This is a genomic window from Corynebacterium felinum (assembly GCF_030408755.1).
Taxonomy (GTDB): domain Bacteria; phylum Actinomycetota; class Actinomycetes; order Mycobacteriales; family Mycobacteriaceae; genus Corynebacterium; species Corynebacterium felinum.
Genome location: NZ_CP047209.1, coordinates 679698 through 706008, shown reverse-complemented (window position 1 = coordinate 706008; position 26311 = coordinate 679698). Strand labels below are relative to the sequence as shown.

Annotated in this window: 21 protein-coding genes; 7 read left to right on the top strand and 14 right to left on the bottom strand. The window is 54.2% G+C overall.

Features of this window, described 5'->3' with window-relative positions:
* Positions 1-234: 234 nt before the first annotated feature.
* From CFELI_RS03140 to CFELI_RS03105, 8 genes are all read right to left on the bottom strand, one after another.
* Positions 235-2292, bottom strand: coding sequence for an ATP-dependent DNA helicase UvrD2 (locus CFELI_RS03140; RefSeq protein ID WP_277104747.1), 2058 nt, complete (start codon positions 2290-2292; stop codon positions 235-237).
* A 49-nt stretch (positions 2293-2341) separates the two neighbouring features.
* Positions 2342-3100, bottom strand: coding sequence for an NAD(+) diphosphatase (locus CFELI_RS03135; RefSeq protein ID WP_277104746.1), 759 nt, complete (start codon positions 3098-3100; stop codon positions 2342-2344).
* Positions 3081-4157, bottom strand: a complete 1077-nt coding sequence (locus tag CFELI_RS03130; protein ID WP_277104745.1) for a potassium channel family protein — start codon at positions 4155-4157, stop codon at positions 3081-3083. Before CFELI_RS03130 ends, CFELI_RS03135 begins: the two co-directional genes overlap by 20 nt.
* Before the next feature lie 89 nt (positions 4158-4246).
* Positions 4247-7591 (bottom strand): ATP-dependent helicase, encoded by a 3345-nt coding sequence (locus tag CFELI_RS03125; RefSeq protein WP_277104744.1) that lies wholly within the window; start codon positions 7589-7591, stop codon positions 4247-4249.
* Positions 7592-7669: 78 nt separating this feature from the next.
* Entirely contained in the window at positions 7670-10864 is a 3195-nt protein-coding gene (locus tag CFELI_RS03120) for an ATP-dependent DNA helicase (protein WP_277104743.1), read from the bottom strand.
* Between the two features lie 4 nt (positions 10865-10868).
* Entirely contained in the window at positions 10869-11966 is a 1098-nt protein-coding gene (locus tag CFELI_RS03115; protein WP_277104742.1) for a TIGR02569 family protein, read from the bottom strand.
* A gap of 346 nt (positions 11967-12312) precedes the next feature.
* Positions 12313-13200 carry a DUF3152 domain-containing protein gene (locus tag CFELI_RS03110; RefSeq protein WP_277104741.1) on the bottom strand — a complete coding sequence of 296 codons (888 nt, stop codon included), beginning with the start codon at positions 13198-13200 and terminating at the stop codon, positions 12313-12315.
* A gap of 167 nt (positions 13201-13367) precedes the next feature.
* The gene (locus tag CFELI_RS03105) at positions 13368-13595 is read right to left on the bottom strand and encodes a DUF3107 domain-containing protein (RefSeq protein WP_277104740.1); all 228 of its coding nucleotides are present in this window, start codon (positions 13593-13595) and stop codon (positions 13368-13370) included.
* A gap of 336 nt (positions 13596-13931) precedes the next feature.
* Here CFELI_RS03105 and CFELI_RS03100 point away from each other — a divergent pair, with 336 nt between their 5' ends.
* The gene (locus CFELI_RS03100; protein ID WP_277104739.1) at positions 13932-15335 is read left to right on the top strand and encodes a DEAD/DEAH box helicase; all 1404 of its coding nucleotides are present in this window, start codon (positions 13932-13934) and stop codon (positions 15333-15335) included.
* Between the two features lie 12 nt (positions 15336-15347).
* Entirely contained in the window at positions 15348-16637 is a 1290-nt protein-coding gene (locus tag CFELI_RS03095; protein ID WP_290259404.1) for an Rv3212 family protein, read from the top strand.
* 118 nt (positions 16638-16755) lie between these two features.
* Here CFELI_RS03095 and CFELI_RS03090 read toward each other — a convergent pair whose 3' ends face one another.
* The gene (locus CFELI_RS03090) at positions 16756-17178 is read right to left on the bottom strand and encodes a hypothetical protein (protein ID WP_277104737.1); all 423 of its coding nucleotides are present in this window, start codon (positions 17176-17178) and stop codon (positions 16756-16758) included.
* Positions 17179-18146: 968 nt separating this feature from the next.
* Between CFELI_RS03090 and CFELI_RS03085 the strand changes: the two genes are divergently transcribed.
* Positions 18147-18407, top strand: coding sequence for a WhiB family transcriptional regulator (locus CFELI_RS03085; protein WP_277104736.1), 261 nt, complete (start codon positions 18147-18149; stop codon positions 18405-18407).
* 173 nt (positions 18408-18580) lie between these two features.
* A complete protein-coding gene (locus CFELI_RS13670; RefSeq protein WP_370443781.1) occupies positions 18581-18655 on the top strand; it encodes a 50S ribosomal protein bL37 in 75 nt (24 codons plus the stop codon).
* 111 nt (positions 18656-18766) lie between these two features.
* On the opposite strand, the gene CFELI_RS13610 is transcribed toward CFELI_RS13670, so the two are convergent.
* Complete coding sequence (locus CFELI_RS13610) at positions 18767-18952, bottom strand: anti-sigma factor family protein (protein ID WP_353959548.1); 186 nt, start codon at positions 18950-18952, stop codon at positions 18767-18769.
* A gap of 202 nt (positions 18953-19154) precedes the next feature.
* Entirely contained in the window at positions 19155-19760 is a 606-nt protein-coding gene (locus CFELI_RS03075) for a sigma-70 family RNA polymerase sigma factor (RefSeq protein WP_277104734.1), read from the bottom strand.
* Between the two features lie 273 nt (positions 19761-20033).
* On the opposite strand from CFELI_RS03075, the gene ybaK reads away from it, so the two are divergent.
* Positions 20034-20537 carry a Cys-tRNA(Pro) deacylase gene (gene ybaK / locus CFELI_RS03070; protein ID WP_277104733.1) on the top strand — a complete coding sequence of 168 codons (504 nt, stop codon included), beginning with the start codon at positions 20034-20036 and terminating at the stop codon, positions 20535-20537.
* Between the two features lie 14 nt (positions 20538-20551).
* Here ybaK and CFELI_RS03065 read toward each other — a convergent pair whose 3' ends face one another.
* Positions 20552-21205, bottom strand: coding sequence for an SOS response-associated peptidase (locus CFELI_RS03065; protein WP_277104732.1), 654 nt, complete (start codon positions 21203-21205; stop codon positions 20552-20554).
* Between the two features lie 49 nt (positions 21206-21254).
* Here CFELI_RS03065 and aroA point away from each other — a divergent pair, with 49 nt between their 5' ends.
* Positions 21255-22604 (top strand): 3-phosphoshikimate 1-carboxyvinyltransferase, encoded by a 1350-nt coding sequence (gene aroA, locus CFELI_RS03060; RefSeq protein WP_277104783.1) that lies wholly within the window; start codon positions 21255-21257, stop codon positions 22602-22604.
* Between the two features lies 1 nt (position 22605).
* A complete protein-coding gene (gene rsgA, locus CFELI_RS03055) occupies positions 22606-23634 on the top strand; it encodes a ribosome small subunit-dependent GTPase A (RefSeq protein ID WP_277104731.1) in 1029 nt (342 codons plus the stop codon).
* Between the two features lie 103 nt (positions 23635-23737).
* Here rsgA and CFELI_RS03050 read toward each other — a convergent pair whose 3' ends face one another.
* Positions 23738-25048, bottom strand: coding sequence for a fatty acid desaturase family protein (locus CFELI_RS03050; protein WP_277104730.1), 1311 nt, complete (start codon positions 25046-25048; stop codon positions 23738-23740).
* A 38-nt stretch (positions 25049-25086) separates the two neighbouring features.
* A complete protein-coding gene (locus CFELI_RS03045; RefSeq protein WP_277104729.1) occupies positions 25087-26184 on the bottom strand; it encodes a ferredoxin reductase in 1098 nt (365 codons plus the stop codon).
* Positions 26185-26311: the final 127 nt, after the last annotated feature.

Here is a 26311-nt window from a genome sequence, read left to right as displayed (position 1 = left end):
GCCATGACCACATGAAGGGGCATTCGTTTCCTGTTGCGCCGGCCGAATGGAATTCAGCAATCCCAACTCTAACCGTTTGTCACTAGAACAGTTCTGGTTTGGCTCCTAGACAGAAGTGAAACACCCCATGCCTAGACCTTCCCTCTGCAAAACTATCTGCGCAGGGAAGGTCTAACCTCGTTGAGACTAATCCCTAAACTCCCAGCGGTATAGGCTGGTGAGGGGCCTTTTGTCTTAGCAAAACTGGGCAATGGTGTCCAAAATATCCTGCCCATAGCGCTCAACCTTGACTGGGCCTACACCCGAAATACTCAACAACTCTTGCTCATTACGTGGCATATTTTCTGCAATAGCGCAAAGCGTAGCATCACTGAATACTACGTACGCAGGAACATTCTGTTCCCGTGAGACAATTGAACGCCACTGCCGAAGTGTTTCAAAGACAGCTTCATCCATAGTCGGCGGACACTGAGAACATCGTCCTGCTGCCTTCTCGCTTGGTTCCAGAAGCACAGCATTGCAGCTCTTACAATGCGTATAACGCTTACCGCGTTGAGGTGGATGAACAGGCTTTGCCTCAGCAACAATCCCATCAAGGAAGCGCGTGCGCTTGCGACTAGCTCTCCCGCCTTCTTGACGTGCATACGCCCACGAATGGAAAAGATACTCGCGGGCACGAGTTACACCAACATAAAACAGTCGACGTTCTTCTTCAATAGCTTCATCTCCTGCCTTAATAGCATGAGAGATCGGCAACGATCCATCGGTGAGCCCGACAAGAAAAACAGCATCCCACTCCAAGCCTTTAGCGGCATGCAACGATGCTAACGTCACCCCTTGCATGGTCGGTGGATGTTTCGCTTCAGCCCGCTGGTGCAGCTGCTGCAAAAGCCCATGCAGATCCAAATCAGGAGTAGCATGTCCGAGTTCCTCAGCGAGATCAACCAGAGCATTCATCGATTGCCACCGCTCCCGCGCTTGTGCGCCTTCTGGCTCCTGCTCCGTGAGCCCCAACGGGATAAGAGCTGCCTTGACTAACGTATGGATTTGAGGACCGATGAGATCTTCGGGGAGCTTTTCGCGCTGCGAAATACGAACCAACTGACTAATTGCTTGCCGGACTTCAGCGCGTTTGAAAAACTCCTCGCCACCACGCACTTGGTAGACAATCCCTTCATCGCTCAGGGCTTGTTCAAAAGTTGCTGACTGTGCATTAATACGATAGAGAACAGCGATTTCTGAAGCAGGAATGCCTTGAGCCAAAAGTTCTTTAACCCTACGTGCCACGCCACGCGCTTCGCTAGGTTCATCCTCATAGGAATCAAAAGTAGGTTGCGGGCCTGAAGGTCGCATACCTTCAAGTTCCAAACGGGTACCTGCAGCGCGCCCTGTTGCGAAGGAAATAACGGTATTAGCCAGTCGGGTAATTTCAGGAGTGGAGCGGTAGTCACGCTGCAATTTCACTAAGGTAGCATGGGGATACTTGCGGGAGAAGTTCAACAAGTAGTCGGGGCTGGCACCAGTGAAAGAATAAATGGTCTGGTTAGCATCACCAACCACAGTGATATCGTCACGTTCGCCCAACCAAGCATCCAGAACTCGCTGCTGGAGCGGGGTCACATCCTGATATTCATCAACAACAAAAGTGCGGTACTGCTCACGGAATTCCTCCGAAATAGCCAGCGAGTTCTCAATTGCACCGGCAACATGAAGCAACAGATCATCGAAATCAAGCAGCATACCATCGGGCGAAATTTTAAAGTCCTCATACCTGCGATAAATATCAGCGACTTTGGGTGCAGGAATGGGAGTCGCACGATCCGCCACATAATCAACGTATTGTTCTGGAGAAACTAGCCGTGCTTTAGCCCACTCGATCTCGCCAAGAAGATCGCGCACACTTTCCGTCGACGAATCCACCCCGACAGCGCGAGCAGCACGCCCCACCAATGGGAACTTATTGTCGAGAAGTTTCCACTTCAGGTTTCCGGCTACTTGTGGCCAGAAGTAGGCAAGTTGCCGCATAGCAGCAGCATGGAACGTCCGGGCTTGGACTCCCCCGATGCCCATTAAGCGCAAACGATGTGCCATTTCACCTGCTGCGCGTTTTGTAAAGGTCACTGCCATCACTCGATTGGGGCTGACAAAACCTTGATCAATCAAATGGGCAATTCGATACGTGATGGTACGTGTTTTACCGGTTCCAGCACCAGCAAGAATAGCCACTGGGCCACGGGGTGCGGTAGCAGCAATCTGCTGATCAGAATCTAATTCATCCAAGTTAATAGCCATAGTGCTTCAATAAGGTCGCTTTCGAAGAAATAGTCCACAGATTCTACCGTCACTCTCTTGAGCCTTGTTGTACCCACGAATCAATCATTCGTCTCGCAATTGTCCCAGATCCCGGCAACTGCACGGCACCAGAAACTATTTGACGGCGACTGAACCATTGCAGATCAACTAACTCCTCATCAGTTTCAGCAACTGGATGCTCATCTACAGTAAGGGCACTAAATCCCACCATAATCGAGCCACTAAAAGGCCACGGCTGGCTACCCCTATATTCCAGTGCAGTGATTCTGCGGCCAGTTTCCTCCAACACTTCCCGGCGCGCCGCGTCTTCGAGGCTTTCACCGAGTCCGACGTATCCTGCGATAAGGGAGTGAAAGTGTGGGCGTAGTCGATTCTTTCCCAGGAGGATGCGATGCTGTCCGTGGAGTTCGATAAGGCAGATGATGGCAGGATCGATGCGGGGGAAGATTTCTTGTGTTGTGGTGATGTCGATGCCTGCGACGCCACTGAAGTTGAGGGGCGCTCCTGTTTCGGGGTGGAATCGGGTGATTTCGCGGTGCCTGAGGAGTGCGAGTGCGTGGGTTGCTTCTGGGGTGAAGCAACGTTGCCAGTGGTAGCCGTGGGGTGTGATGTGGTGCGTTCGGGTGGTTCTTTGTACGCCGACGAGGGTGTTGTTGATTGTTGTGTGGAAGAGTTCGCGGCGGGGGTTCGCGGGTTGGAGCAGGGGTGTGCCGTGGGCGTCGACAAGCGTGTGCCCGTGTTCGTCAAAGATGTAGCAGTCCACGGTTTTAGTGGTCTTTAATGTCATCGCTGAAGACTCGGCGGACGTAGAGGAGGCGGTCGCCGGGTTCAACGGTTTCGGCTTCGAGTGAGTCGATTCGGTAGAGTTCGCCGGAGCGAACGACTCCGAGCACGATGTCGGCGAGGTGGCGGGGGTTTGCACCGACTTCGTCTTCGGCGACGGGGCGTTCGGCGACGGAGAATCCTTCGTCTGGTGAGAGGAGGTCTTCCATCATTTCGACGACGGAGGGGGTGACGGTGGCTAGTCCGAGCATGCGGCCTGCGGTTTCGGAGGAGATGACAACCGAGTCGGCGCCTGATTGTTCGAGTAGGTGCTGGTTTTCGCTTTCGCGGACGCTGGCAACAACCCAGGCGGAGGGGGCGAGTTCGCGGACGCTGAGGGTTACGAGCACGGCGGTGTCATCGGTGGAGGGGGCTACCACGATGGCTTTTGCTTTGCTCACGCCTGCTAGTTTGAGTACTTCTGAGCGGGTTGCGGAGCCGTTGACGGTGACGAGTCCTTGGGATTCGGCGACTTCGAGGACGCTGCGGTCGGTGTCGATGACGACGATTTCTTTGGGGGCTACGCCGTCGGCAAGCAGGGCGGATACTGCGGAGCGGCCTTTGGTGCCGTAGCCGATAACGATGGTGTGATTGCGCATCTTTTTCCTCCAGCGTTGGATTTGCCAGGCTTTGCGTGATTCTTCGGTGAGGACGGAGAGGGTGGTGCCGACCAAGAGGATCAGGAAGGCGACTCGTAGTGGGGTGACGATGAAGATGTTGATGAGGCGGGCGAACTGGGTCACTGGGGTGATGTCGCCGTAGCCTGTGGTGGATAGTGACACTGCGGAGTAGTACAAAGCGTCGATGAAGGTGAGGGGTTCTGAGTACCCGCCTTCATCGAAATAGGCTATGAGGGTGACCATCAGCAGGAGGATGAGGGCGATGAGGAATCGCCGCATGATGAGCCGGATGGGGCTTGCAGCGGCGGATGCGGGGATGTGCACGACATTGAGTAATGCATGATTGGGGATTTCTGAGCGCTGCAACTCATCGCGGAATCGGTCGGGTAGTCGTGACGGCATACCGGCTTCCTTTCCTGTTGATGGTGGCTTAAGAGTGTCTTCTCCAAGTTGTTTAACGTTACTCTAGTCGTGCAGTTTTTCGCACGCTATCAGCGTTGTGTTTCCTGGTGTGCTCCTTGATTGCTGGCAGGGGGTTGGGGAACGGAGACTACCTCATTGATGCTTGCTTTCAGCGTGTTTTCGCTTGGTAATTCTTCATCTTCGATGAGTATTCCTTCGCTGACGTAGAAGAACGCGGCTCGGATTTTATGAGGTGGCAAGCTATGAAGAGTGGCCCATGCGTGGCGGTAGACGGCAAGCTGCATTTTCAGTGTGGCGAGTTTCGCGCGGGCTGGTGGGTGCCCTGTTTTCCAGTCTACGATCATCCAGTTCCCATCTCCCATGTCGAATATGGCGTCCATGCGTCCGCGGATGACAATGCCGTCTACTGCAACCTCGAATGGATGTTCCACGTATGTTGGTGTGCGGAAAGCCCACGGTGAGTTGAGGAAGGATTCTTTCAGCTGTTCGAGTTGTTCTTCGGGCATGTCCTCATCGATGCCTGGTAGTTGGTCTTCATCCAAAAGGCTTTGTCCTGAGAATCGCTCTTCTAGCCACGAGTGGAAAGCGGTTCCGCGTTTGGCATAGGTATTGGGTTTGAACGGGATGGGGCGTCGCTGCCTGCGGGCGAAGTGTTCTGGGTTGTCTTGCAAGGCCACGATGTCTGTGGCTGTGAGCTCAGAGGACAGTTCTACTTCTATGTGTGCGGCTTGGAGTCGTTGCTGCTCGTCAATGAGTGCGGTGACGTCTTGCTCCCACTGGGTGAAAATTTCGTAATCGGTATTTAACTCAGGCAATTGTTGGCATGCCGAAGTCACGCTGTGGGCTGCTGTTTCAAGCGCAGGTGTGGATATTTCCTGTGGGAAGTACCCATCGGGGACTGTCATTTGTGGTCCCTCGCCCTGTTCATGTTCACTCGCGTCAAACCACTGCTGTACGGCATCAGGGCGCAGTTGTGCGATGAGTTCAAAATGCTCATAAGGTTTCAGTGGTTTTTTCCGTGAAGGATTGTGTGAGGCAGTAACGATAAGTCTGTGTTCGCTTCGTGTCATCGCCACGTAAAATAGTCGCGTATTTTCCTCTGCGGCGCCTTTTTTAAACTCCTCGATGTGTGCTTTCATCGCGTCTGCAAACTCTTTCCGGTTTTCCAGAAACGACGTATCCAAAATGGGGGCACCGGATTGGTCCAACTCTTCTTGTGCATCACCACGCAACGTTGACGGAACCTTCGACTCATCCGTAATCCATGTGCTCACTTTGCCTGCGTAGGTGTCTTGGTCGGCATGAAGCACACAGACGATTTTCCACTCTAGGCCTTTCGCTTTATGTGCAGTCAGAATCTGCACACGATCGGCACGTACATGTACCTCGCCAGGGTTTAACCCTTTATCGTGCACTCGCGCGAGCTCGAAATAGTCCAGTAGCTGGTTCAAGGTGGTGCCAGGTATGTGTGCGAATTGGGCTACTTCTTGGTGGAAACGATCGAGGTGTGAGGTTCCTGCCGCACCATCTTTGTGAGGGTCTTCCCTGCTGAGCACTTCTGTACGGATTCCCATCACCTGTTCGATGTGTGCGAACAGATCAGGAAGTGGCTGGTTGAGGGCTTGGGTGCGCAGTCGGCGTAGCTTAGAGCTCAAGCGTGCTAGTTGTGCCCGCCCCTTTAGGGTGTATCCTTCTGCTTCGCCAAGATCGGCGACGGCGTCGGCAAGCCCCACGATGGACTCTTCGGGTTCGGGAACGGTGGTGGCAATGATCTGTTCGAGCTTCTCCATCGGGGTTCGTGGCTGCGAAAGTGCATCATTGCTCTGAGTGCGCCCTTTCAAGTTGCGGGCACGTTTGGCAAGAATCTGCAGGTCGTGCGCGCCTAGTCCCACCATGGGTGAGGTTAAGACACGAAGCGCTGCGTGTGAATCGGTGGGGCGAATCAGCATCGTGGCTACAGCGATGAGATCAGCAACTTCGGGGATGTCGAGCAAGCCTTCACTTCCCACGATTTCCACCGGCACGCCGTGTTCTTGGAGGGCAAGGGCCATTGGTGCCATGTGTCCGCGTTTACGCACCAGTACGGCGGCGGTAAATTCACCTTCCTCCCGCTGCCGATAGGCTTGTGCAAGTGTCTCGGCGACTGCTTCACGTTCTGCCTCTGGGGTGGCGTAGTATCCGAATTCAACCTCTCCTGGTGCTGAATTAGGTAAAGACACTAGTGGTTGTACTGGGCGTTTGGGGTCGTTTTCTGGGCCCAAAACGGTTCCGGCTACGGCGTTTGCCAACTGTAAAACAGCCGGTGGGTTTCTGAAACTCATGGTGAGTTCTTTTTTCGGTGCTGCAGGTTGGCCTGGGTGAACGAAATCGGTGACGAATCGTTCAAGGTTTGCAGCGGTTGCTCCACGCCACCCGTAGATCGATTGCATGGGATCGCCCACGGCGGTGACAGGTTGCCCGCGGAAAAGATTCGACAACAATACCCGCTGGGCGTGGGATGTGTCTTGGTATTCATCGAGCATGATGCAGTCGAAACGGCTGTGTAGGATTTTGCCGACTTTCGGGTGCTGCTGTGCCAGCTTCGCGGCGAGGGACATTTGTTCGCCGAATGTCATGAGGTTGTTCTCGCTGAGGCGTTGCTTCAAGATCTTCGCCAGTGGCAAGTACTGCAACCGCACCAGTTGGGTGTCCCTGTATTTCTCCATGGTGGCGCTGAGATGATCGCGTTGCCTCGGGGCTTTGGGTAGTTGCTCAAATAAATCAACAAACGGGGCTGTTTCTTCAATCACATCTTGGGCTGCGACCATGTGATTGTCCAGCTCGGAGACGAGATCAAGAAGTTTTGATACTGCCGAATCCATGCTCAACGAGCTTGCTAGTTCACCCCCATAGTTGGCTAGTACATCGTAGGCGATTGTAAACAGTTCGGTTTGGGAGATCATTCGTGATGAAGGCTCCACGGGCAGCAGCAAACCAAATTCAGCGATGAGTTTTCCGGCAAAGGCATCGTAGGTGGAAACCGTGGGCGCGATGGTTGAGAGGTTTCGCGCAAGTGTTCCGGTGGGATCTAATGCCGCGAGTTCCGGGATACCTGCTAATTGTTGGAGTCGTGAACGGATACGTGCGGATAGCTGTTGGGCTGCTTTTCGGGTAAATGTTAAGCCAAGCACACGGTCTGGTTCGATCATTCCGTTTGCAGCGAGCCACACGACTCGCGCCGCCATTGTTTCGGTTTTACCCGCTCCTGCGCCTGCGACTACCAGCATGGGCCCTAATTCGGCTGCGATGACCTCTGCTTGTTGCTCGGTGGGCGGGAATTTTTGCCCCAGCATTCCAGCAAGGGTGACAGGATCAACGCGGATGCTGCTGTGACCTGTCATACCGGCGTGTGTGTGCGAAAAGTTTACGTTCATGTTTACCTTCAAAAAAGAGGTCGGCAAAGCTTAAGGTTGTACGCCCTCATTGTGGACTAAGGACAGGTGGCGTTCTTCTTAGGTGCTCAAAGATGTCGGATGGGGCGTTTGTTTGCCTGCAACTTTGGCAGGGCAAATGCTTTGGAGCATGCAGCCATTGCATTTGGGCGATTCCCTAGCATAGAGTTTGGGCCCTTTGAGCTGCTGCACTAAAGGTGGGAGACTATCGGCGAATTCTTGTAGTTCCGCTTCTGTTTTCTTTGCTTGGGTTCGTATCGTTATCCCTTTGCTGTTGTGTTGTTCCACGTAGATTAGGCTGGCACCATCAATACTGCTGTGTTCTGCGTTGGTGGCGGTGCGGATTTTTGTCCCATCAAAATGCCCGTGGTGCACAGCAAGCTGGTAGGCCAGCAACTGGGGGTGTTTATTGGCTTCTTCGGCGGTGACTGCTTGTTTGCCGGTTTTGAAGTCGATGATATGAAAGCTGCCGTCTGCGGTTTTTTCCAGCCGGTCGATGCGTCCGTTAATCACAACTCCGTCGGCTACTTCGACTGTGGCTTGCACTTCAACTCCGGCTGTTTCGAATCGTCCGCGGCTATTCGATATCCAGGTGGCTGTGGCGTGGAGTGTATCGCGCCACAGCTTAAGTTCGGAGTCTTTTTTCCAGTCGGGTAGTTCTTGAATGCGGGTGTAGGCGTGGACTACTTTGTCCATGGCTTCGTCGGTGTTGGCACCGTTGGCGATTGCTTCGGCGAAGGCATGCAGAAGGGTGCCTTTCATCAGGGGTACTGGGGTTTGTTTTTCTTCCACGATGGTGCCGAGAACAGCACGCAGCGGGCAGTGTAGTCCCATGTCGATTCGTGAAGGAGACAGTGTTGTAATGTTCAGTTCGGCTAAGGTGCTGCTTCCCCCCACTCCCCACCATTCTTCGGGGTGTGCCCCGTTAACGCCTGCAGTGGCAAGGCGTGCGAGTTGTCGGCTGGCTTGGGTTTTGTGTTCCTTGGTGCTGTGGGGATCGGTCAGTACTCGCCGTAATTCGGCCACGATTGCAGGTACTGACAGAAGTCGACGGTAGGTGTTTTCTTCTGTGCTTTCGCTTATCGACGCCGTCTTGTCTGCGCTGTGATCATCGCTGTCAGCTGGGTGAGGCGTTAAGTCTTTCGTATCCGGTTCAGTGTGCGCATCGAGGTAGTCGCGGAGGAAACGTGAGGGTTCTTGCACGTCGTTGGCATCGGGGGCGTCGACGGCTGCGATGACTAACTGTTTGGTTGCTCGGGTGGTTGCCATGTGGAAGAGACGTTTTTCTTCCTTGACTCTTTCGGAGACTCGCGAGATCGGTGTGCCTGGTTCAATGCCGTCGTCGATGAGATCGACGAGTTCTTCCTGCCCGAAAAGTCCACCTGTTTCCCCAAGTGAGGGCCAGCTGGATTCTTGTACTCCCGCAATGACCACGGTGTGCCATTCTTGCCCACTCGTGGCGTGGGCGGTGAGAAGGTTGACGGCTTGTGGTGTTGCTACGCGACGGTCGCGCACACCGGTGGGCAGTTCTTGCTCACGGATGTGGGCGACAAATGAGTCGATGCTCGCGGTGGGGCGACGTTCGGCAAAGTCGCCGGCGGCGTCGAAAAGCGCCATGGCTGCATCAAGGTCACGATCTGCTTGCGATCCTGTAGCCCCGCCCCGCAGACTGACTGCAAGAAGATGCTCGCCTAAACCGGTTGCAGCCCAGATTGACCACAAGATTTCTTCCACAGAGCCATCAATACGACCTGCAACAATGACTTGCCGGATTCGGTTGAGAATATCGTGCTCACGCGGGGAAAGGATCTCTTCGACGATCTCCACTAAATCGGGGTCTGGGTTGGGTTCAAGACACAGCTGCGCCAGCACTTCAATGGCGCGTCGAATCGGCTCAGGTTGCTGGAACGATAATTCCACTGCTTTTGTGCGACGCAGTTCCGCTAGACGAAGACCGCGCAGCAAACGTCGCAAGGTCACAGGATCGGCACCACCAATAGGGCCGATGGCGAGCTCTTCCAGTTCGCTGTAACTAATGCTTTCACGAGCCGCGCGCACCGCCATCAGCAACGACGACACAACTGGCTGCTGGCTTAAGACAATCGCCGTGGCATCAATGTGTACCGGAACACCTGCCGCCAACAACGCACGACGCAGTGGCGCAATATCGCTTGAGCTGCGCACAACGACAGCAATGTCATTCCACGCAACACCGTCAAGCAATGCTGCCCTTCGTACTGTGTCCGCCACGTGTTCATGCAAGCTTCCCACCGAATGACACAGTTCAAAGCGCACACCGGGTTTATGTGCTCCTGGCACCACCCGGTGTGAGGCAGACAGATGCAGTTCGTGGTCTACGGGGAAGGAACGAAGAAAATCTGGGCGGGCGCCACGGAATCGGAACACGGATTGCTCTGGGTCCCCGGCGATCACACCAAAATGCGCATTTTTAAGTAACTGCCCAACGAACTCCGCTGATTTTGGATCGAAATGCTGAGCGTCATCGACAAACACCGCAGACCACGGACTATCACCTAAATCGTGCTCCAACACCAAACTCACCAGCTCGGATGCGGAAAGCGAATGAGTCTGCCCCAACGCCATGGTTTGCTCGTATTCCCGCAGAAAACTACCCGCAGCAGTCCACATTGGTTGGTGATAAGTCTGCCCCAGTTCTTCTAAATCTTGTGGGCCTAGTCCTCGCTCAACTGCACGCAGCAAAAAATCACGCAATCCTCGCGCAAATCCCACCATGCCCACGCCTTCGCGGCAATCGGCAGGCCACCGTCGTGCCTGAGTTAATTCGATATCGCCGTGGAGCAGCTCACGGATCACCGCATCTTGCTCGGCACCGGTAATCAGACGCAGGGCTTGATCTGACTTTTTGCGCAACAGCGCAAATGCCAAGGAGTGGACAGACCGCACGATGGTTGCAGCGGAGGAATAATGCTGATGTGCCACTCTCCGCACGAGCCCCGCGCGAAGTCGTGCCGCCGCATCTTTGCTGGCAGCGATCACAATGATATTCTCGGGATCTTCACCTTGTTCGATCCGTCGCGCAACAGAATCAAGCACAAGACTCGATACCCCAGACCCGGCTACACCAGTAAGTCGCCACAGACCTTCCTGGTTCAGGTAGAGGTCGTTTTTCCACTCGCGCCGAACGTCGACAAACGGAGAACGTACAAGGCGCACCTGTGGGGTGCGGGGAATCTCACCAACAGTGTTCCTATCGGATGCGGGCACAACAGTCATTAATTTACATTCTCACATCCACCTTCCCTGTGACCACTTGGGTAACCCATTCCAAGTTAGTGCCGGTATTTGCTGTTGCATCGGGGTGAAGCGCATGCACATACAAACGGTAGAGCAACGCACGCACCAAAAGCTGATCCAAGTGCTCAATGTGTCGATAGCGATCAATCACTCCTGGATCAACCGCGTTCATCATCAAAGCATCCACAATAGTTTGGGCCGCGGTATACCCAAACGGATGCACTACACCGACCAGGTCTGTAACCGCTGGCGCCTGCGCACCAGAATAAATCGTGGTAGCAAACATATCAGCATGCGTGACCTGAACAGGTAGCTTAGCCCCATCTGCATCAACCAAGTCACGCCAAAAACGCCGCACTCGTGACACTAAACGCAATGCAGTCTCATGAGCAGGAATCTCAGGATCTAACACAACCACAGGTTCTTCCACCCATGCCGCCCGATCAGCAACCACGAATACATCTGTGGCATCCCAAGCCACCAAACTATCAGGAATTGGCACTTCTTTAAGCGCAGTATCTAAACGCAATGCCGCTGCCACTGTTTCATCTACCCGGCGCGCCGGGTTGCCTGCGATATAGGTGGAGGCGCGCCATCCGGCGTTGATGAATCGGCCGTCGGTGGAGCGGATGGGGCGTACCATACGCACGCCGTGAACTTTGAGTGTTTCACGCACGCGGGCACTCCAGGCGGCGCGGTCGGGGTGGACGACGTGGATGAGAACTGTGCTTCCAATACGCCAGCCATAGTCCCAAGCGGGTCCGAGTTGTCGGGCTTCGTCTTGGGTGGGTGCGTGGAAGACGTCGCGAACATGCACTGGCACGACGAGAGTGGTGCTGTCTGTGTTCTCGGCGTTGGTGTCGACGGCGATGTCGGTGTCTGTTTCCGTGTCTGCTGCGTGTTTGTTTCTCAGGTAGATGATGGTGGCGTTGGAGTCTTCACGTTCATTTGTGCCGGAGGCCACGTGGTCAGCACAATTGTCAGGGGCGGTGTGGTTGGGGTCGCGCCGGTGGCGCCCTGGTTGTGGGGTGCGTGGGGATTGTTCACTCGAAGATGGATTATCGACCATGCCTTTAAGCATATCGACCATCGTGGTAGCGCGGTGCGTTCGCTGGCGAATGTGCGTGTGGCTTTGACAATCAGTTCTTTATAAAAACCAATGCGACAGGGCGGGCACCAACAACATGCTGAACTAAAATATGCACAAGGGCCACAGGAGCGAATGCCACATAAACTACAGCTATGGCGGTATCAGTGGCTTTTGCACTGCCAGTACTACCCACACACGCCACGTTCGGTGTTCTTGTCAATGCTAGATGTGGTTTTTCTCAGCGTTGCTGGCACCCTAGTGGCATTGATGAAACGTCAAAACCCTTCTTCCCCAAACTGAAAAATGTGGGGAAGAAGAGCGCACTATATATCACGGTTTAGGCGTGTGGATACGGCCACGGGTTAGCAATACAGACAAAACCATCATCTTTGTAGGTTTCTTGCGGGTTAATGGCAAAAAGCTCTGTGTTGCTCAAACTCATGGTCTGTTGCATCATCACCGGAGCCAGCTGCCCATTTCCACCACACGGAGCATGCTGGGCAAAACCAATCCCATGCCCCACCTCATGATTGATCAAATAGTGGCGGTAACCACCAAGGTCTCCTTGGAAAGGAGTAGCACCGCGAACCCACCGTGATTCGTTGATCACAACCCTGTTCCCCACCGCGTAGAAACATGACGTTTCCATCGCAATATCAGTACCGCAGGTCGCATGCGTGGTCTCAACACTCGTCAGTTGGATCCTCAGATCAGGCTCGACACCATCGCTGGCCTGAATGTGCTCAAAACGGAACCTCGGATCATGTGTCCACCCCTTAACACTCGTCAAAGTCGCATCAACCATGGCCGCGAAAGCGTCATCACCACCATAGGAAGCAGTATTAATCCCTTCCTCAATTTCAATCACATATCGGAAGGTTTTTTCCGTCCCTTGCCCCGCTGCCGCACCAGGTTTTCCTACTGTGCGATAGTGACCGGTGCCTTTGACTGTAAAAGAACCACCGTTGGGCAGTTGGGTGGCTTGCAAAGCAGGGAGTTGTTTTCCGGCAGGGCTGGGTCCGGCACCGCGACTGTTTTCGCCACCTTGTTCGGCGTTGGATGTCGCGGTGTTATCAGGGTTGCTTTGCTGTTGTGATGCTTGTGCAATCAGCGACTGTGAGTTTTCGATCGGGTGCGTGACGACGTCGTAAAGCACCCACAGTGTGATGACTGCGAGCACCGGGATAGCGTAGGCACGCCAACCGTACTGCCTTGCGAAACGCACAAGAAAAGACTCATCAGCGCTTCGTTGTGGGGGCGTGTTTTGGGGCGGTAGGGCCCGTTTGGGATGTGCGGAAGAATCCCGCGCCACTGCATGTTCGCGATGTGGCACGGGATTTCGCCGTTGAGGGCGCCGAGACCGCGGATCTTCAGCGTTGCCAGACACTGCTATTAGGCACCTGCAAAACCTACAGTGCGGGCAGTCAGTGCACCGATCTCAACGTAGGCGATGCGATCGTTGCGCACGAGGTAGCGTCGCCCCTTATCATCGGTGAGTTCGAGAACTCCGACGCCAGCATGAAGAGCCTCGGATACCTTTGCCGTAACCTCTTCTTGACTTTCATTGCTGCTGACGACGAGTTCGCGCGGGGAATCAGCGAAACCAATCTTGATGTCCATTCTTCTCTCCTTCACTTAGACCTAACACACATGAAATATGCGCCCCCATCTTAACCTAGAAAACCCGTATTTTTGCACCTATACACTCTTCGTAGTGTGATCTTTACGTGCATTCATTATGGGCATGTGATAGATCTTTCCACCTTCGGATGCACACCAGTTTCTGTACCGACATGCACGTATTGGGTGATATGACACATTCTTCGTTGTGTCTTTCACAATCTACTTCGCACGGTGGCAGCATGAAGAAACGTGCGGGGCGAATACTCGGTGTGCGGGGGTTGCGTTTTCACCCGAGGACTCCGTTATGTGTGTACGCACAGTAGTATTTATTGTGTGTCGGACAAAAATACTCAGCCAACTTTTTTCTCTCTCGGTGTTGCGGTCGAAATCACCCACGCTCTTTTCGAGATGGGCATCACCCACACTTTTGCAATTCAGGAGCTCACGCTCCCCATTGCGCTAGAGGGGCGTGATCTGATTGGCCAAGCGCGCACGGGCATGGGTAAAACCTATGGCTTCGGCGTCCCACTGCTCGATCGAGTGTTTGACTCTGCAGATATTGAGGAATTAGATGGCACTTGTCGCGCACTCGTGGTTGTTCCGACTCGTGAACTCGCGGTTCAGGTTGGCGATGATTTGGCTAGGGCAGCCAAATACACCCCTATCCAGGTACGCACCATTTATGGTGGGCGCCCAATTGAGGAACAAACCCAGCTGCTGAAGTCCGGCGCCGATGTTGTGGTGGGTACCCCTGGCCGCTTGTTGGATTTGTATCACCGCAATATTTTGGCACTCGACCGAGTGGCCATTTTGGTGCTGGATGAGGCTGACGAAATGCTTGATCTTGGGTTCTTCCCAGATGTGGAAAAACTCATGTCGGCGTTAACACATGAGCATCAAACGATGCTGTTCTCCGCCACAATGCCCGGCGCGGTGCTTTCCTTAGCACGTACTTTCTTGCATCAGCCGGTCCATATTCGTGCCGAACAGACTGATACCAGCGCGACTCATGCAAGTACTCAACAGATTGTTTTCGCTTCTCACCGGATGGATAAACCAAGTTGTATCGCCCGGATTTTGCAAGCGAAAGACCGCGGTCGCACGATCATTTTCACCCGAACCAAACGTTCCGCTGCCGAGCTGGCTGAGGATCTTGCTGCTCGCGGTTTTAGTGTGGGGGCAGTGCACGGCGATTTGAACCAGCAGGCCCGTGAGGCTTCATTGGAGGCTTTCCGTGCGCAGGCGATTGATATTTTGGTAGCCACGGATGTTGCTGCCCGCGGCATTGACATTGACGATGTCACCCATGTGATCAACTATCAAACTCCAGATGATCCGATGACCTATGTGCACCGTATTGGCCGTACTGGCAGGGCTGGGCATTCCGGAACTGCGGTGACGTTGGTTGGGTACGATGAGTTGAATAAGTGGAAGAATATCGATGACGAACTCGAGTTAGGTATCGGTGAGCCTCCGCAGTGGTTCAGTACTTCACCTGAGCTATTTGCTGCTTTGAATATTCCAGACGATGCCACCGATCAGGTAGGTTCGGCCAAGCGCGTGTTCGGTGCTCGCATTTCTGCCCGTTCTATGGGCAATCGTGGTAGTAGTCGGGGTCAGCGGTCAGCCCGTAGTGGCCGTGTGGGTAAGGCTGGTCGTGCGCAGCGGAGTTCGGGTCGTGAGCAGTCGTCTCGTTCGCGTCACCGTTCGCGTCCTACGCAGAGGTTTCAGGATTAGTACAAGAGGTTAATGCCTATGAATTCTCACGCCCGCATTCCCACCTTAATTCACGGGAAGAACCATCGTGTAGTCGCAGTGATAATCGCCGTGATCTGTGTGGTGTGTATTGCTGGTGCATGGTGGACTGCCCCCATTCGTTTGTCCGCATTGTCTCCGGCGCAGTCCCCTTTCCTAGAGCCGTTGCCTGCAACGCGAGTCTCCGAGGGGTATGAGGAGGCTATGCGGGTTGCTTTTGATGTTGATGTCCCTGCCCCTGTGATTGTTGGGGGTTTGCTGATCTCTGTCAGTAATGGGGCGGAAACGTTGGTGGGGGCTGATGATACACAGCACCGCCATGATGGGTCGACGGTAAGTGCATTTGATCCTGCCACTGGCGATAAAGTGTGGGAGTATCGCCGTGAGTTGGATGTCTGTTCGCTGGCGCATGGATGGGGTGAAGTGATTATTAGCTACCGCAGCGGATTGGGTTGCGGTGAGGTGGTCAGCATTGATGCATTAACGGGCAATTATTCGTCCACGCGTTCCTCCATTGCCCCTCCAGTGGTCGCCCCTGTGGCGTCCAATGACCGTGTGGGCGTTGTTGCTTCCACGCGTGTGGAGCTGTGGCGTAATGATTTGGTGCGCACAGTGGAGTTTGGTCGCGTTGAGGCGAAGCAAGAGCCGGAAATGCAGCCGTATGAGGAGTGTGAGATTAATTCTGCGCTGACTCGCACCGATGTGTTGGCAGTGGCACACAAGTGTGAGGATATCGGTTATCTGCGGGTGATTGGCACAACCCCGGAAGATTCACGAAAACCTGAATTAACGTTTGAAGCTCCGCTGCCGTCGCCGCATGCGCAGGTTGTGGGAGTGACGAGTAGTGCGGTTGCGGTGTATGTTCCGGGTGATCATCCTTCTCTGATGCTTTTCGACGCCGAGGGCACGCTTCGTAGTACCTCCACTGTCGCAGCCTCCCCCGCCGTCGATCAGGCGAATGGGGTATATTCCCCGGCTGTGGCAGATTTGCCGCACCACATTACATGGTTCGATGGGGCGCGTTTGTATGTGCTCCATCCCACCCAGCTAGATATTCTCTTTACCTTCGACGATGCCATCGGCACACCTATCAATGTCGGGTCATCGTTGGTTTATCCGACTGCTTCGGGCATCAACGTGGCGGATTGGACCACAGGGGAGGTTGTTTCTTCCCTCCCGCTTGACCGCGGTGATTTTAGTGGCACGACTGCCTTGAAGAGTTCGGGGAAGAACCTTGTTGAGAAACAAGGACACGAACTTGTTGTCTATCGCCCACGTGCATAAAACTCTGAGTTAACTGCCTGATCCCTCCCACGAATGTGTGCAAGGTGTATTCGCACCACAGACGAAAGTGGCCTTGAGTCTTCGATAGTTCTATCAGACTCAAGGCCACTTTTTGTGTTTAGTAGGTAGCTGCCGCCCAGGCAACGGCACGGGGGCTAAAGAGCATGCCGAGTGCAAGGATTGCGGAGAGCGCTGTGGCTAATCCCATTGCCACTTGTCCTGCACTGAACATGTAATAAGAAATAAGCAGCAACAAGATTTCAAGCATGATCACAGGGCCACGGCCCCATCGTTTTGCTTTGGCCATGAAAATCGCGCCGACGAGGACAGTGCCAAAGATGATGATGAAAAAGATTGCCGTCCCGTATCCAACAAACGTGTTGGCGTGGTCGGATTCGTAGACAATCGATGGGTCGCGGTAACCTGCTGCTTCACGAATGATCAAAAGCGTGGCATAGCCAAGCCCAATAACGGATTGGATGCCGGCAATTAGCGCCGCCCACAACAGTGGTGCCGGTGGTCGTATATCAGAAGTACTCACAAAAACAGTGTAGCTGGTGCCACGAGGCCGCTACAGGAGCACCCAGCCGCCCTGAACACAAAGGTGTGGGCGCAGTACATGTACGCAGGTAGTAAAAATAGCCGTAGCCTATGCGGAAAATGTACACATTCCACCCCCATTCATGTTCAACACCTTATCAATCGGGCATGGTGAATGTCGTTTTCCCACAAGTCGGGGGTGAGCTACTCGAAGGCTATCGCAGTGAAAATATTCCACCCATTTATGCACTTAGGAATAGTTAAGCTAACAAGTCACCTGCAGCTTCCCCCTTAGACAACCTCCCCACGTACGGGGGTAAACCCACTTGTCTGACGTCTTTTTTGTCGCGCGGGTGTGAAAAACGAGGGGGTGGCCGTTTCGATTTGACGAATCACGGATCATTACTTCGTATGACACTTCAGAAAAAGCGCAGGTCAAATCAATAGATAGCAGATTTTTATCAGAGAAAATCGCCGACGCCATCCCATCACGATCCCTGCTACACTTCCCAACTTTTGTGATTCTCGCCACAAAATCACCCGAAACTCTAGCCAAGTTCCGGCGAACGTGGGATCATTTTGACAGAGCAAATCGCGGATAGAAACTTAATGAGAGTTCAGGTTCTATTCGCAGCTGGCTCTTAGATAAGTGAAAGCTGAACATAAAATGGAATATTTCACAGGTTTTGCTCTGTGTCTTCTTCCCTCACTATTCAGCCGAAGCGGAATTATCTAGGCAGATGCGAGAAACACTTTGGGGGTTACCGAAAGTTTCTCCAACCCAGCGTCGTGGCACCCCAGTGTGATCGGTTTGTATGTTCGGCATAGCGCAAGTGTCGAACCTTTCCGTGAATACGGTGGAGCACTCTTGACAAGAAACTCTCACCATTAATTGTGAAGTAACTTTTCATCGTTCTATGGAAAGTTCCTTCTTCTTGCACTGATTCTTTTTCACAAGGAGTATTTATTATGGATTGGCGCCATAAAGCAGTTTGTCGTGATGAAGACCCTGAGCTGTTCTTCCCTGTCGGTAACTCTGGCCCCGCGTTGGCCCAGGTTGCTGCAGCTAAAGTTGTATGTAATCGTTGCCCTGTGACTTCCCAGTGCTTGGCTTGGGCGTTGGAGACCGGCCAGGATGCTGGCGTGTGGGGCGGTATGAGCGAGGACGAGCGTCGCGCGCTTAAGCGTCGTAAGAATCGTGGCCGTGGTCGCGCACGCGTCGCGTTGTAATCTCTTTACACATGTCTACCGCACAGGTGATGCGAGCGCTTTCCACTAGGGTTGTGCAATCGAGTAAACCGCTGTTGGTAGAATGTTTCTCCCCCACTGATTTTCGCGTAGCTACTGCCACCCAGTAAAGTGGACAGCTGATATTCCCTTCGTAATTTTATAAGGAGAGCACCATGAGCCAGCGTGGCCGTAAGCGCAAGGATCGTCGCAAGAAGAAGGCTAATCACGGCAAGCGTCCAAACGCTTAAGTTTTAGCCCAATACCGCGTGTGCCCCTAGCACCTTTTCCATGGTGCTAGGGGCACACGCAAATCTAGCCCTTTCCTTATACAAGGAAAGGGTTAGTTTTTTCTTTAGTCCCTAGACACAGGGATCATGAGTTTGGTGCAATCCTTGGAGGATTTTTTGTCGCAAGGAATTTGGGGCATTTGTTTCGCAGACATGCTGGAGCACTTGGCGTATCTGTTCTTCCGCACAGACCATTTCGGCACAGTCGGGGCATGCGTCAATGTGCTGTTCTAGTCGCTGTCGGTCCTGCGCGGACATTTCATGATCAACAAATTGATAGAGGAAGACATGTAGATCTGCGCAATCCGGATGTTCCTTCAGCACCGGATGTGCCTCTAAATATTCTTCGTCAGCCACCAGTGGGGTGGAGTTTTCTGACGCTCGATCTGAGGTGGTCATAGAAGCCTGTTTTCTGTATGAAAGTGGGTTGTTGCTATAGGCACAATTGTGCCACGGAGTGCTAGTGTGCGGACGCGGAATCGTCGACTGAAAATCCTCGTTCTTTCGCTACATCTATTAACGCACTACGGAGCATTTTTCTTCCACGGTGTAACCGGGACATGACAGTACCGAGCGGAGAACCCATAATCTCAGCTATTTCCTTGTATGCAAAACCTTCAATGTCAGCATAGTAAACAACCATCCGGTAATCGTCGGCGAGTTCCATCATGGCGTGTGCAATTGTCCCATCGGGAATGTTGCGCAGCGCTTCAACTTCCGCAGATTCCAATCCAATGGCCTCGTGCATAGATGTGGTCAGAAGCTGGTAGTCCGTCACCTCTTCGTGGCTGGTGTGTTGCGGCTGGCGCTGTTTTTTCCGATAGGCGTTGATGTAGCTATTGGTCATAATTCGGTACAACCAAGCCTTCAGGTTTGTCCCTGGAGTAAAGGAGGCAAACGATTGAAATGCCTTCATGTAGGTTTCTTGAACCAAGTCTTCCGCATCCGTCTCATTGCGCGTCATTCGCAATGCACCACTGTAAAGATGATCCAACAGTGGCAGTGCTTCTTCTTCGAAGCGTTGTCGAAGTCCCGTATCTTTGGCGGCTGAAGTTGTGGTAGCCATCGCGGTTACAGGGTTCACCTCCTTATGAGAGTGTCAGCGAAACATGTGTACCTTCTTCCGAAAGAAAGCTTACCGTGCATCCTTACCCCACCCTTAATATTAGACGTGCTACAGCCTTTGTGCGGTAAAAATACGAGAAGCAGCTGCACCAGTTGAGCTTTGTACACACAGGTCTCTTGTGGTGGTTTTCACCGTTGACAGCGTTGTGGTGCGCACCAAATCCATGCTCTTCACGTTAGTTTTTTGACTCAGCGTGGTGTAAACATTGAGTTTATGGGCAAGAAGAAAGTGCATGCAGCTACTCCGGCGTTGAAGGTTTTGGAAGAGTCGCAGACACGTTATGTGACCCATTGCTTTTCAGCGGGGACGTCTCATTTTGGACAGGAGGCTGCTGAGGCTCTCCAGGTCAGCCCTGAGCGGGTCTTTAAAACCTTAATGGTGGATTTGACCGCTGGGGTGGGGCCCAAAAGGAAGCTTGCGGTGGCGTGTTTACCTGTGGCATATCAGTTGAGTTTGAAAAAAGCTGCTGCAGCGCTGGGAGTACCGAAGGTAACGATGGCAGATCCACACGATGCGTCAAAGTCTTCGGGATATATCCCGGGTGGCATTTCGCCCCTTGGACAAAAAACGCCGGTGCCTACCGTGCTTGATGAGTCCGCGCAGCTTTTCGATACAATTTTTGTTTCCGGCGGCAAGCGCGGGTTGGACGTGGAACTTTCTGCCGATGATCTCGTGCACCTGACCAATGCTAAGGTTGCCGATATTGCAGCGATCTAGCGTCCCACTGTGCTTTAAAACAGCGCTGGATTGTTGATCAGATCGGGATCATCGTTTTTGACGTTGCCCACGCGTGGGTCCGCGGGGCTGATGGTAAAGGTGCTCACCATTTCGTGGCTGGTGGGATGCAGTAATTGCGTTGCTGCCTGTATGTCTTCCCCCAGCCAGATTCGGAGTTCGTCCGGTTCGAGAAAACGGGGCATTCGGTGGTGGACGCTATCGAGTGGGGGTATGGCGTCGGTGGTGACCATGGTGGCAGAAAGCCGGTTGAGCCCTGTGTCAAAAAGCCCTGCTACATAAACAATGTCACCGGTGCTGATCCAGTAGGGTTGTTTGTCTTTCCATTCGTAATATCCTGACATGGGGATTGCGCAGCGGTTGGTGCGAAATGCGTGGGAGAAGCTGGGTTTGTGGGTGAGTGTTTCGCTTCGTGCGTTAAACAACGGTGCACCGCTCAGGTCTTTTTTCCACGCGGGAATCAGCCCCCAGCGGGCTGGTTCGATCACTATTTCTTCCGGTGTGTCACCGGTGCGGATAATGGGAATGATCTGGGTGGGCGCGATGTTGTAGCGTGCTTTGGGCAGCCCGTGTGGGGCATAGACGACAGGGAAGCCAGGTACTGCCATGATTTCCTCGTCGGAGGCGAAGAGTACGAATCGTCCACACATAACTTCTTAGTTTTGTCTACATGGCCTCTGGTTGTCTACATGGCATACTATTGTTTTTATGGCTCAATCCTCGTGTCCTTCTTCTTTCCCGTTGTGGTCAGCCCCGGTTGCCCATCATCCGGTGTCTGCGACTGTTACTGTCCCTGGCTCTAAGTCGATTACTAACCGTGCGTTGGTGTTGGCTGCTTTAGCGCACTCCCCGAGCACCATTTCGGGTGCGTTGTTGAGTCGGGATACTGAGTTAATGGCACGGGCCTTAGAGCGGTTGGGCGCGCGCGTGGAGTTTGAGGCGGATGAGTCGCATCCGGCGAATACTCGTGTACATGTCGACCCGATTGAGCAGGTGACTAGTGGTGCGATTGATTGTGGGCTTGCTGGTACCGTGATGCGTTTCGTTCCGCCTATTGCGGCGTTGGCGCACGGGACGGTGTTGTTTGATGGGGATGAGCATGCCCGAAAACGCCCAATGGGGGGCATTTTAGCTGGTCTTCGGGCATTAGGTGTGGAGATCATTGCCTCGGAGAATGATTCGTTGCCGTTTCGGGTGGTTGGCCGTGGCGGTGTTGCTGGGGGTGTGGTTGAAATTGATGCCTCTGGCTCCTCGCAGTTTGTTTCTGGGTTGTTGTTGGCAGCGCCGCGTTTTGAGCAGGGGTTGACTGTTCGCCATGTGGGTGGGAAGTTGCCGTCGATGCCGCATATTGAGATGACGGTTGATATGTTGCGCAAGGCTGGCATTGTTGTGGATACGTCTGTGGAGCATCAGTGGACTGTGTCTCCTGGCCCGATTCGTGGGGGAACGTGGCGGGTGGAGCCGGATTTGTCCAATGCGACTCCGTTTTTAGCGGCGGCTGCGGTGACGGGTGGTTGCGTGACGATTCCGCATTGGCCTGTGGCAACAACGCAGCCTGGTGATGCGATTCGAAACATTATGGAGTCGATGGGCTGTTCGGTTGAGCTGCAGGCTGAGGGGTCGCGTTTTGATTTGACGGTGACGGGTCCGCCACAGGGCAGGCTGCGTGGCATTGATATTGATATGTCGGATATTGGGGAGTTGACTCCGACGGTGGCGGCGTTGGCGGCGTTGGCAACGTCTGAGTCGCGGCTTCGGGGTATTGCGCATTTGCGGGGCCATGAGACTGATCGTTTAGCGGCGTTGACGAGGGAGATTACGGCTGTGGGTGGTGACTGCACAGAGCTTGCCGACGGCTTGCTCATCCGCCCTGCGCGTCTGCGCGGTGGTCAGTGGTTAAGCTATGCGGACCATCGGATGGCTACGGCTGGTGCAATCATTGGCTTGGTGATCCCTGGTGTGAGTGTTGAGAATATTGCCACGACGTCGAAGACTCTTCCGGGCTTTGAGCACATGTGGACTGCAATGGTGCAAGGGGGCAAGGCGTAGCGTGGCACGTCGTAGTGGGTATTCGCGTTCTCGTTCGCAGTGGGATGAAAGTGATGTGAGGGTTCGCCCAGGTAAGGGTTCGCGGCCGCGGACGAAGGATCGTCCTACGCATGACAACGCGGTTTTTGGCATGGTGGTGACGAAGGATCGTGGCCGCTGGGGTGTGGTGCTGGATGGGCGCGAGTATGAGGGCAATCCCATTGTGTGCATGAGGGCTCGGGAGATGGGGCGTACCCCTGTTGAGGTGGGCGATCGTGTGGGCATTGTGGGTGATACGTCTGGTCGCCCTGGTTCTTTGGCGCGTATTGTCAAGCTTGATGAGCGTACAAGTGTGCTGCGTCGTACCGCTGATGATACTGATCCTTTTGAACGGATTGTGGTGGCGAATGCGTCGCAGTTGTTGATTGTGTGTGCGGTGGCGGATCCTCCCCCACGTGCGGGTTTTGTTGAGCGTGCGTTGGTGGCGGCGTTTGTGGGAAATTTGCAGCCGATCATTTGTTTAACGAAGTCTGATTTGGCTGATCCTACGGAGTTTGCTGCGGAGTTTTCTTCGCTGAATGTTCCTGTGGTGATCTGCGGGATGAATGATCCTCTCGATGCCGTGATGAAGGTAATTGATGGGCATATCACTGCGCTTATTGGTCATTCGGGCGTGGGTAAGTCGACGTTGGTCAACCGCATTGTGCCTCATGCGCAGCGTGAAACTGGTGAGGTTTCGGGCGTGGGTAAGGGTCGTCATACCTCAACTCAGGCGGTGGCTTTACGCTTGGAAGATAATGGCTGGATTATCGATACCCCCGGTATTCGTTCCTTCGGTTTAGCCCATGTGGATGCCGATACCGTGGTGGGGGTGTTTGATGATCTTCGCGAAGCGGTGGAGGAATGCCCTCGTGGTTGTACGCATATGGGGCCACCTGCTGATCCGGAGTGCCAGTTGGATTCTTTTGAGGCAGACTCCCCCACGGGTCGCAGGGTGCAGGCTGTTCGGAAATTGCTGGCTGCGTTGCGTACCAACATTGAGTGGGATTAATACCGCACCAGTGTAAGCGTTGAGTTTCACCGGCGTCGATACGCAAGAAACAACACACGCCGCACCGTAAAAGTCGAGGGTGCGGCGTGTGTTGTTGTGTGTGTTAGCGGGCGAGCGCCACGCGAGCGCGTTTAGCCATGCGTTGTGGTGTGCGACCGGTGTAGTGCATGATCACATCTTTAACACCAGGGCGCAGCTGCTTGAGCATGCCAAGGCCGTGGATGAGTCCGCGGCGCTGCCCGTTGTGCTCCCCGTGGAGAAGTTGCGATTCGATCTGGGGGTTTTTCTCAAACGCACGGTTGGAGCGCACTTCTGGTGCGTTGTCGGGGTCTGCCAGCAGGTATTTGTTGGGCAGTGTGAGTTTGAGCAGTGTTTTTTGCACTTTGAACAGCTGTGCGGGGAAGGAATCGACGTTGTAGGGCAGGTGGAATTCGGAGCACAGTGCTCGTACTTTTTCCCCTGCTTCCGCTAGTCGGTTGGAGGGCATGTCGGGGAAGAGGTGGTGCTCGATTTGGTAGTTGAGGTTACCGGAGAGAATGGTCAGCAGTTTGCCGCCGTGGAAGTTGGCGGAGCCGAGCATTTGGCGCAGGTACCACTGGTTGTGGTCTTCGTTTTTGAATTGTTCTTTGGTGAAGGTTTCTACTTCGTCGGGGAAGTGTCCACAGAAGATCACGGCATAGGCCCATACGGAGCGCAGTGTGTTGGCGGTGAGGTTTGCCACGATGGTGGATTTGAAGTTGCGTCCGGATAGCGCTGGGTAGAGCACGTAGTCGCGCAGGGTTTGTTTGCCTGCTTTGGTGGTGGTTTCCCAGAATTTTTCTTCGATGTCTTTCCACTGAACACGCCCGGAGAAAAAGCGCCCGAGTTCGACGTCGTAGTAGCCCACCGCCCACTGGAACACACTCGCCAAAATGGGATTAATCACAGGCTGGAAGGCGTTGAGTGGGCTCCATTTTTTGTCGCGGGTCACGCGCAGGATGCCGTATCCGACGTCGTTGTCCATGCCGAGGACGTTGGTGAAGGTGTGGTGGACGTAGTTGTGGGAGTGCATCCATTGGCTGGATGGGCACACGATGTCCCATTCCCAGGTGGTGGAGTGGATTTCTGGGTCGTTCATCCAGTCCCATTGTCCGTGCAGCACGTTGTGCCCGATTTCGAGGTTTTCGAGGATCTTGGCGAAGGTGAGCATGCTGGTGCCTGCCCACCAGAATGGCTTGTTGCCTGAAAACAGCAGGGTGAGTCGGCCTGCTACTTCGAGTGAGCGTTGGAGGCGGATGAGGTTTTTGATGTAGCCGACATCTTTGGGGCCAAGGTCGGACATGATGTCGTTTTTGATCTCGTCGAGGCGGCGTCCGATTTCGGCGATGTCCTCGTCGCTTAGGTGTGCGTAGACCTTGATGTTGTCGATTGCCATGAGCTGGGTACTGTTCTTTCTTCGAAAGGGGTTGGAGGTTAGCTGATTGCGATGTTGCCGCAGGCTACGGATACGCAGGTGCGGATGCGGGCGCCTTCTTCGTGTTCTTCTCCTGTGACGAGGTTGAGCGCGTGGCCTTTGCTGAGTGTGCGGGTGCAGGTGTGGCAAATGCCCATGCGGCATCCGAAGGGTAGTTGTACTCCGGCGTTTTCGCCTGCTTCGAGGATGGTGGTTGCGCCATCGGCGTGTGTGTGGCGTCCGTTGCCGAAGTCGATGTCGCCGCCTTGGGCATCAGAGTCGCGCTCGAGGGTGAATCGTTCGGTGCGGAGGATAAGGTTGTGTTCTTTCGCCCAGTGTTCGTAGTCGTTGAGCATGGCCGCGGGTCCGCAGGCGTAGAGGGTGCGCTCGGTGATGTCTGGGCAGATCTTGGCGATGTTGTCTGGAGTGATGCGCCCGTTGTCGCTGGTGATTTGGATGTGTGGGTGGAAGTTGGGGGTGCGTTCTGCTAGTGCGAGGATTTCATCGCCGAAGAATAGTTGGTTTCGGTCGTGCACGGAGTAGATGAGTGTGACGTGGGTGTTGTCGAATTGTCCGCGTTCATTCAGGGTGCGCAGCATGGAGATCACGGGGGTGATTCCGGTTCCGGCGCAGATGAAGGCGATTTTTTCGGGCAGTGTGTTAGTCAGGTGGAAGTCCCCTGCGGGTGCGGCTAGGCGCACGGTGGTACCTGGTGCGATGGTGGACACGAGGTGGTTGGAGAGTTTTCCTTTTTCCACGGCGCGCACGGTGATGCTGAGTTTGCCGTTGCTGGTTCCTGGTGCGTTGGTCAGTGAGTAGCTGCGCCAGGTGTAGCGGCCGTTGATTTCTACGCCGATGCCGATGTATTGCCCTGCTTCGAAGGTGGTGGGCACTCCCCAGCCGGGGGTGATGACAAGGTGGGCGACGTCGCCTTCTTTGCGTACGGAGTCGATGCTTCCGCGCAGTTCGCGGGTGGACCACAGTGGGTTGAGCATCACGGCGTAGTCGTCGGGTAGAAGTGGGGTGGTAAAGCGGGTGAGGATGCCCCGCAACCCGGCGAGGCGGTCTTTAACTTTCGCTGCGGGTGGGGTGGGTGTGGGCGGGTTGATGGTTGTCATAAGCGTTGTTGCGCAGTTCACTTCCTGGCTATGCGGCGGGCTGTTTGCGTGGTGTGGGTGTGCGGGTAGTTCAACACACCAAACTTACTCTACCGTAGCCTACGCCAGCGTAAGCTATTGTTCAAAA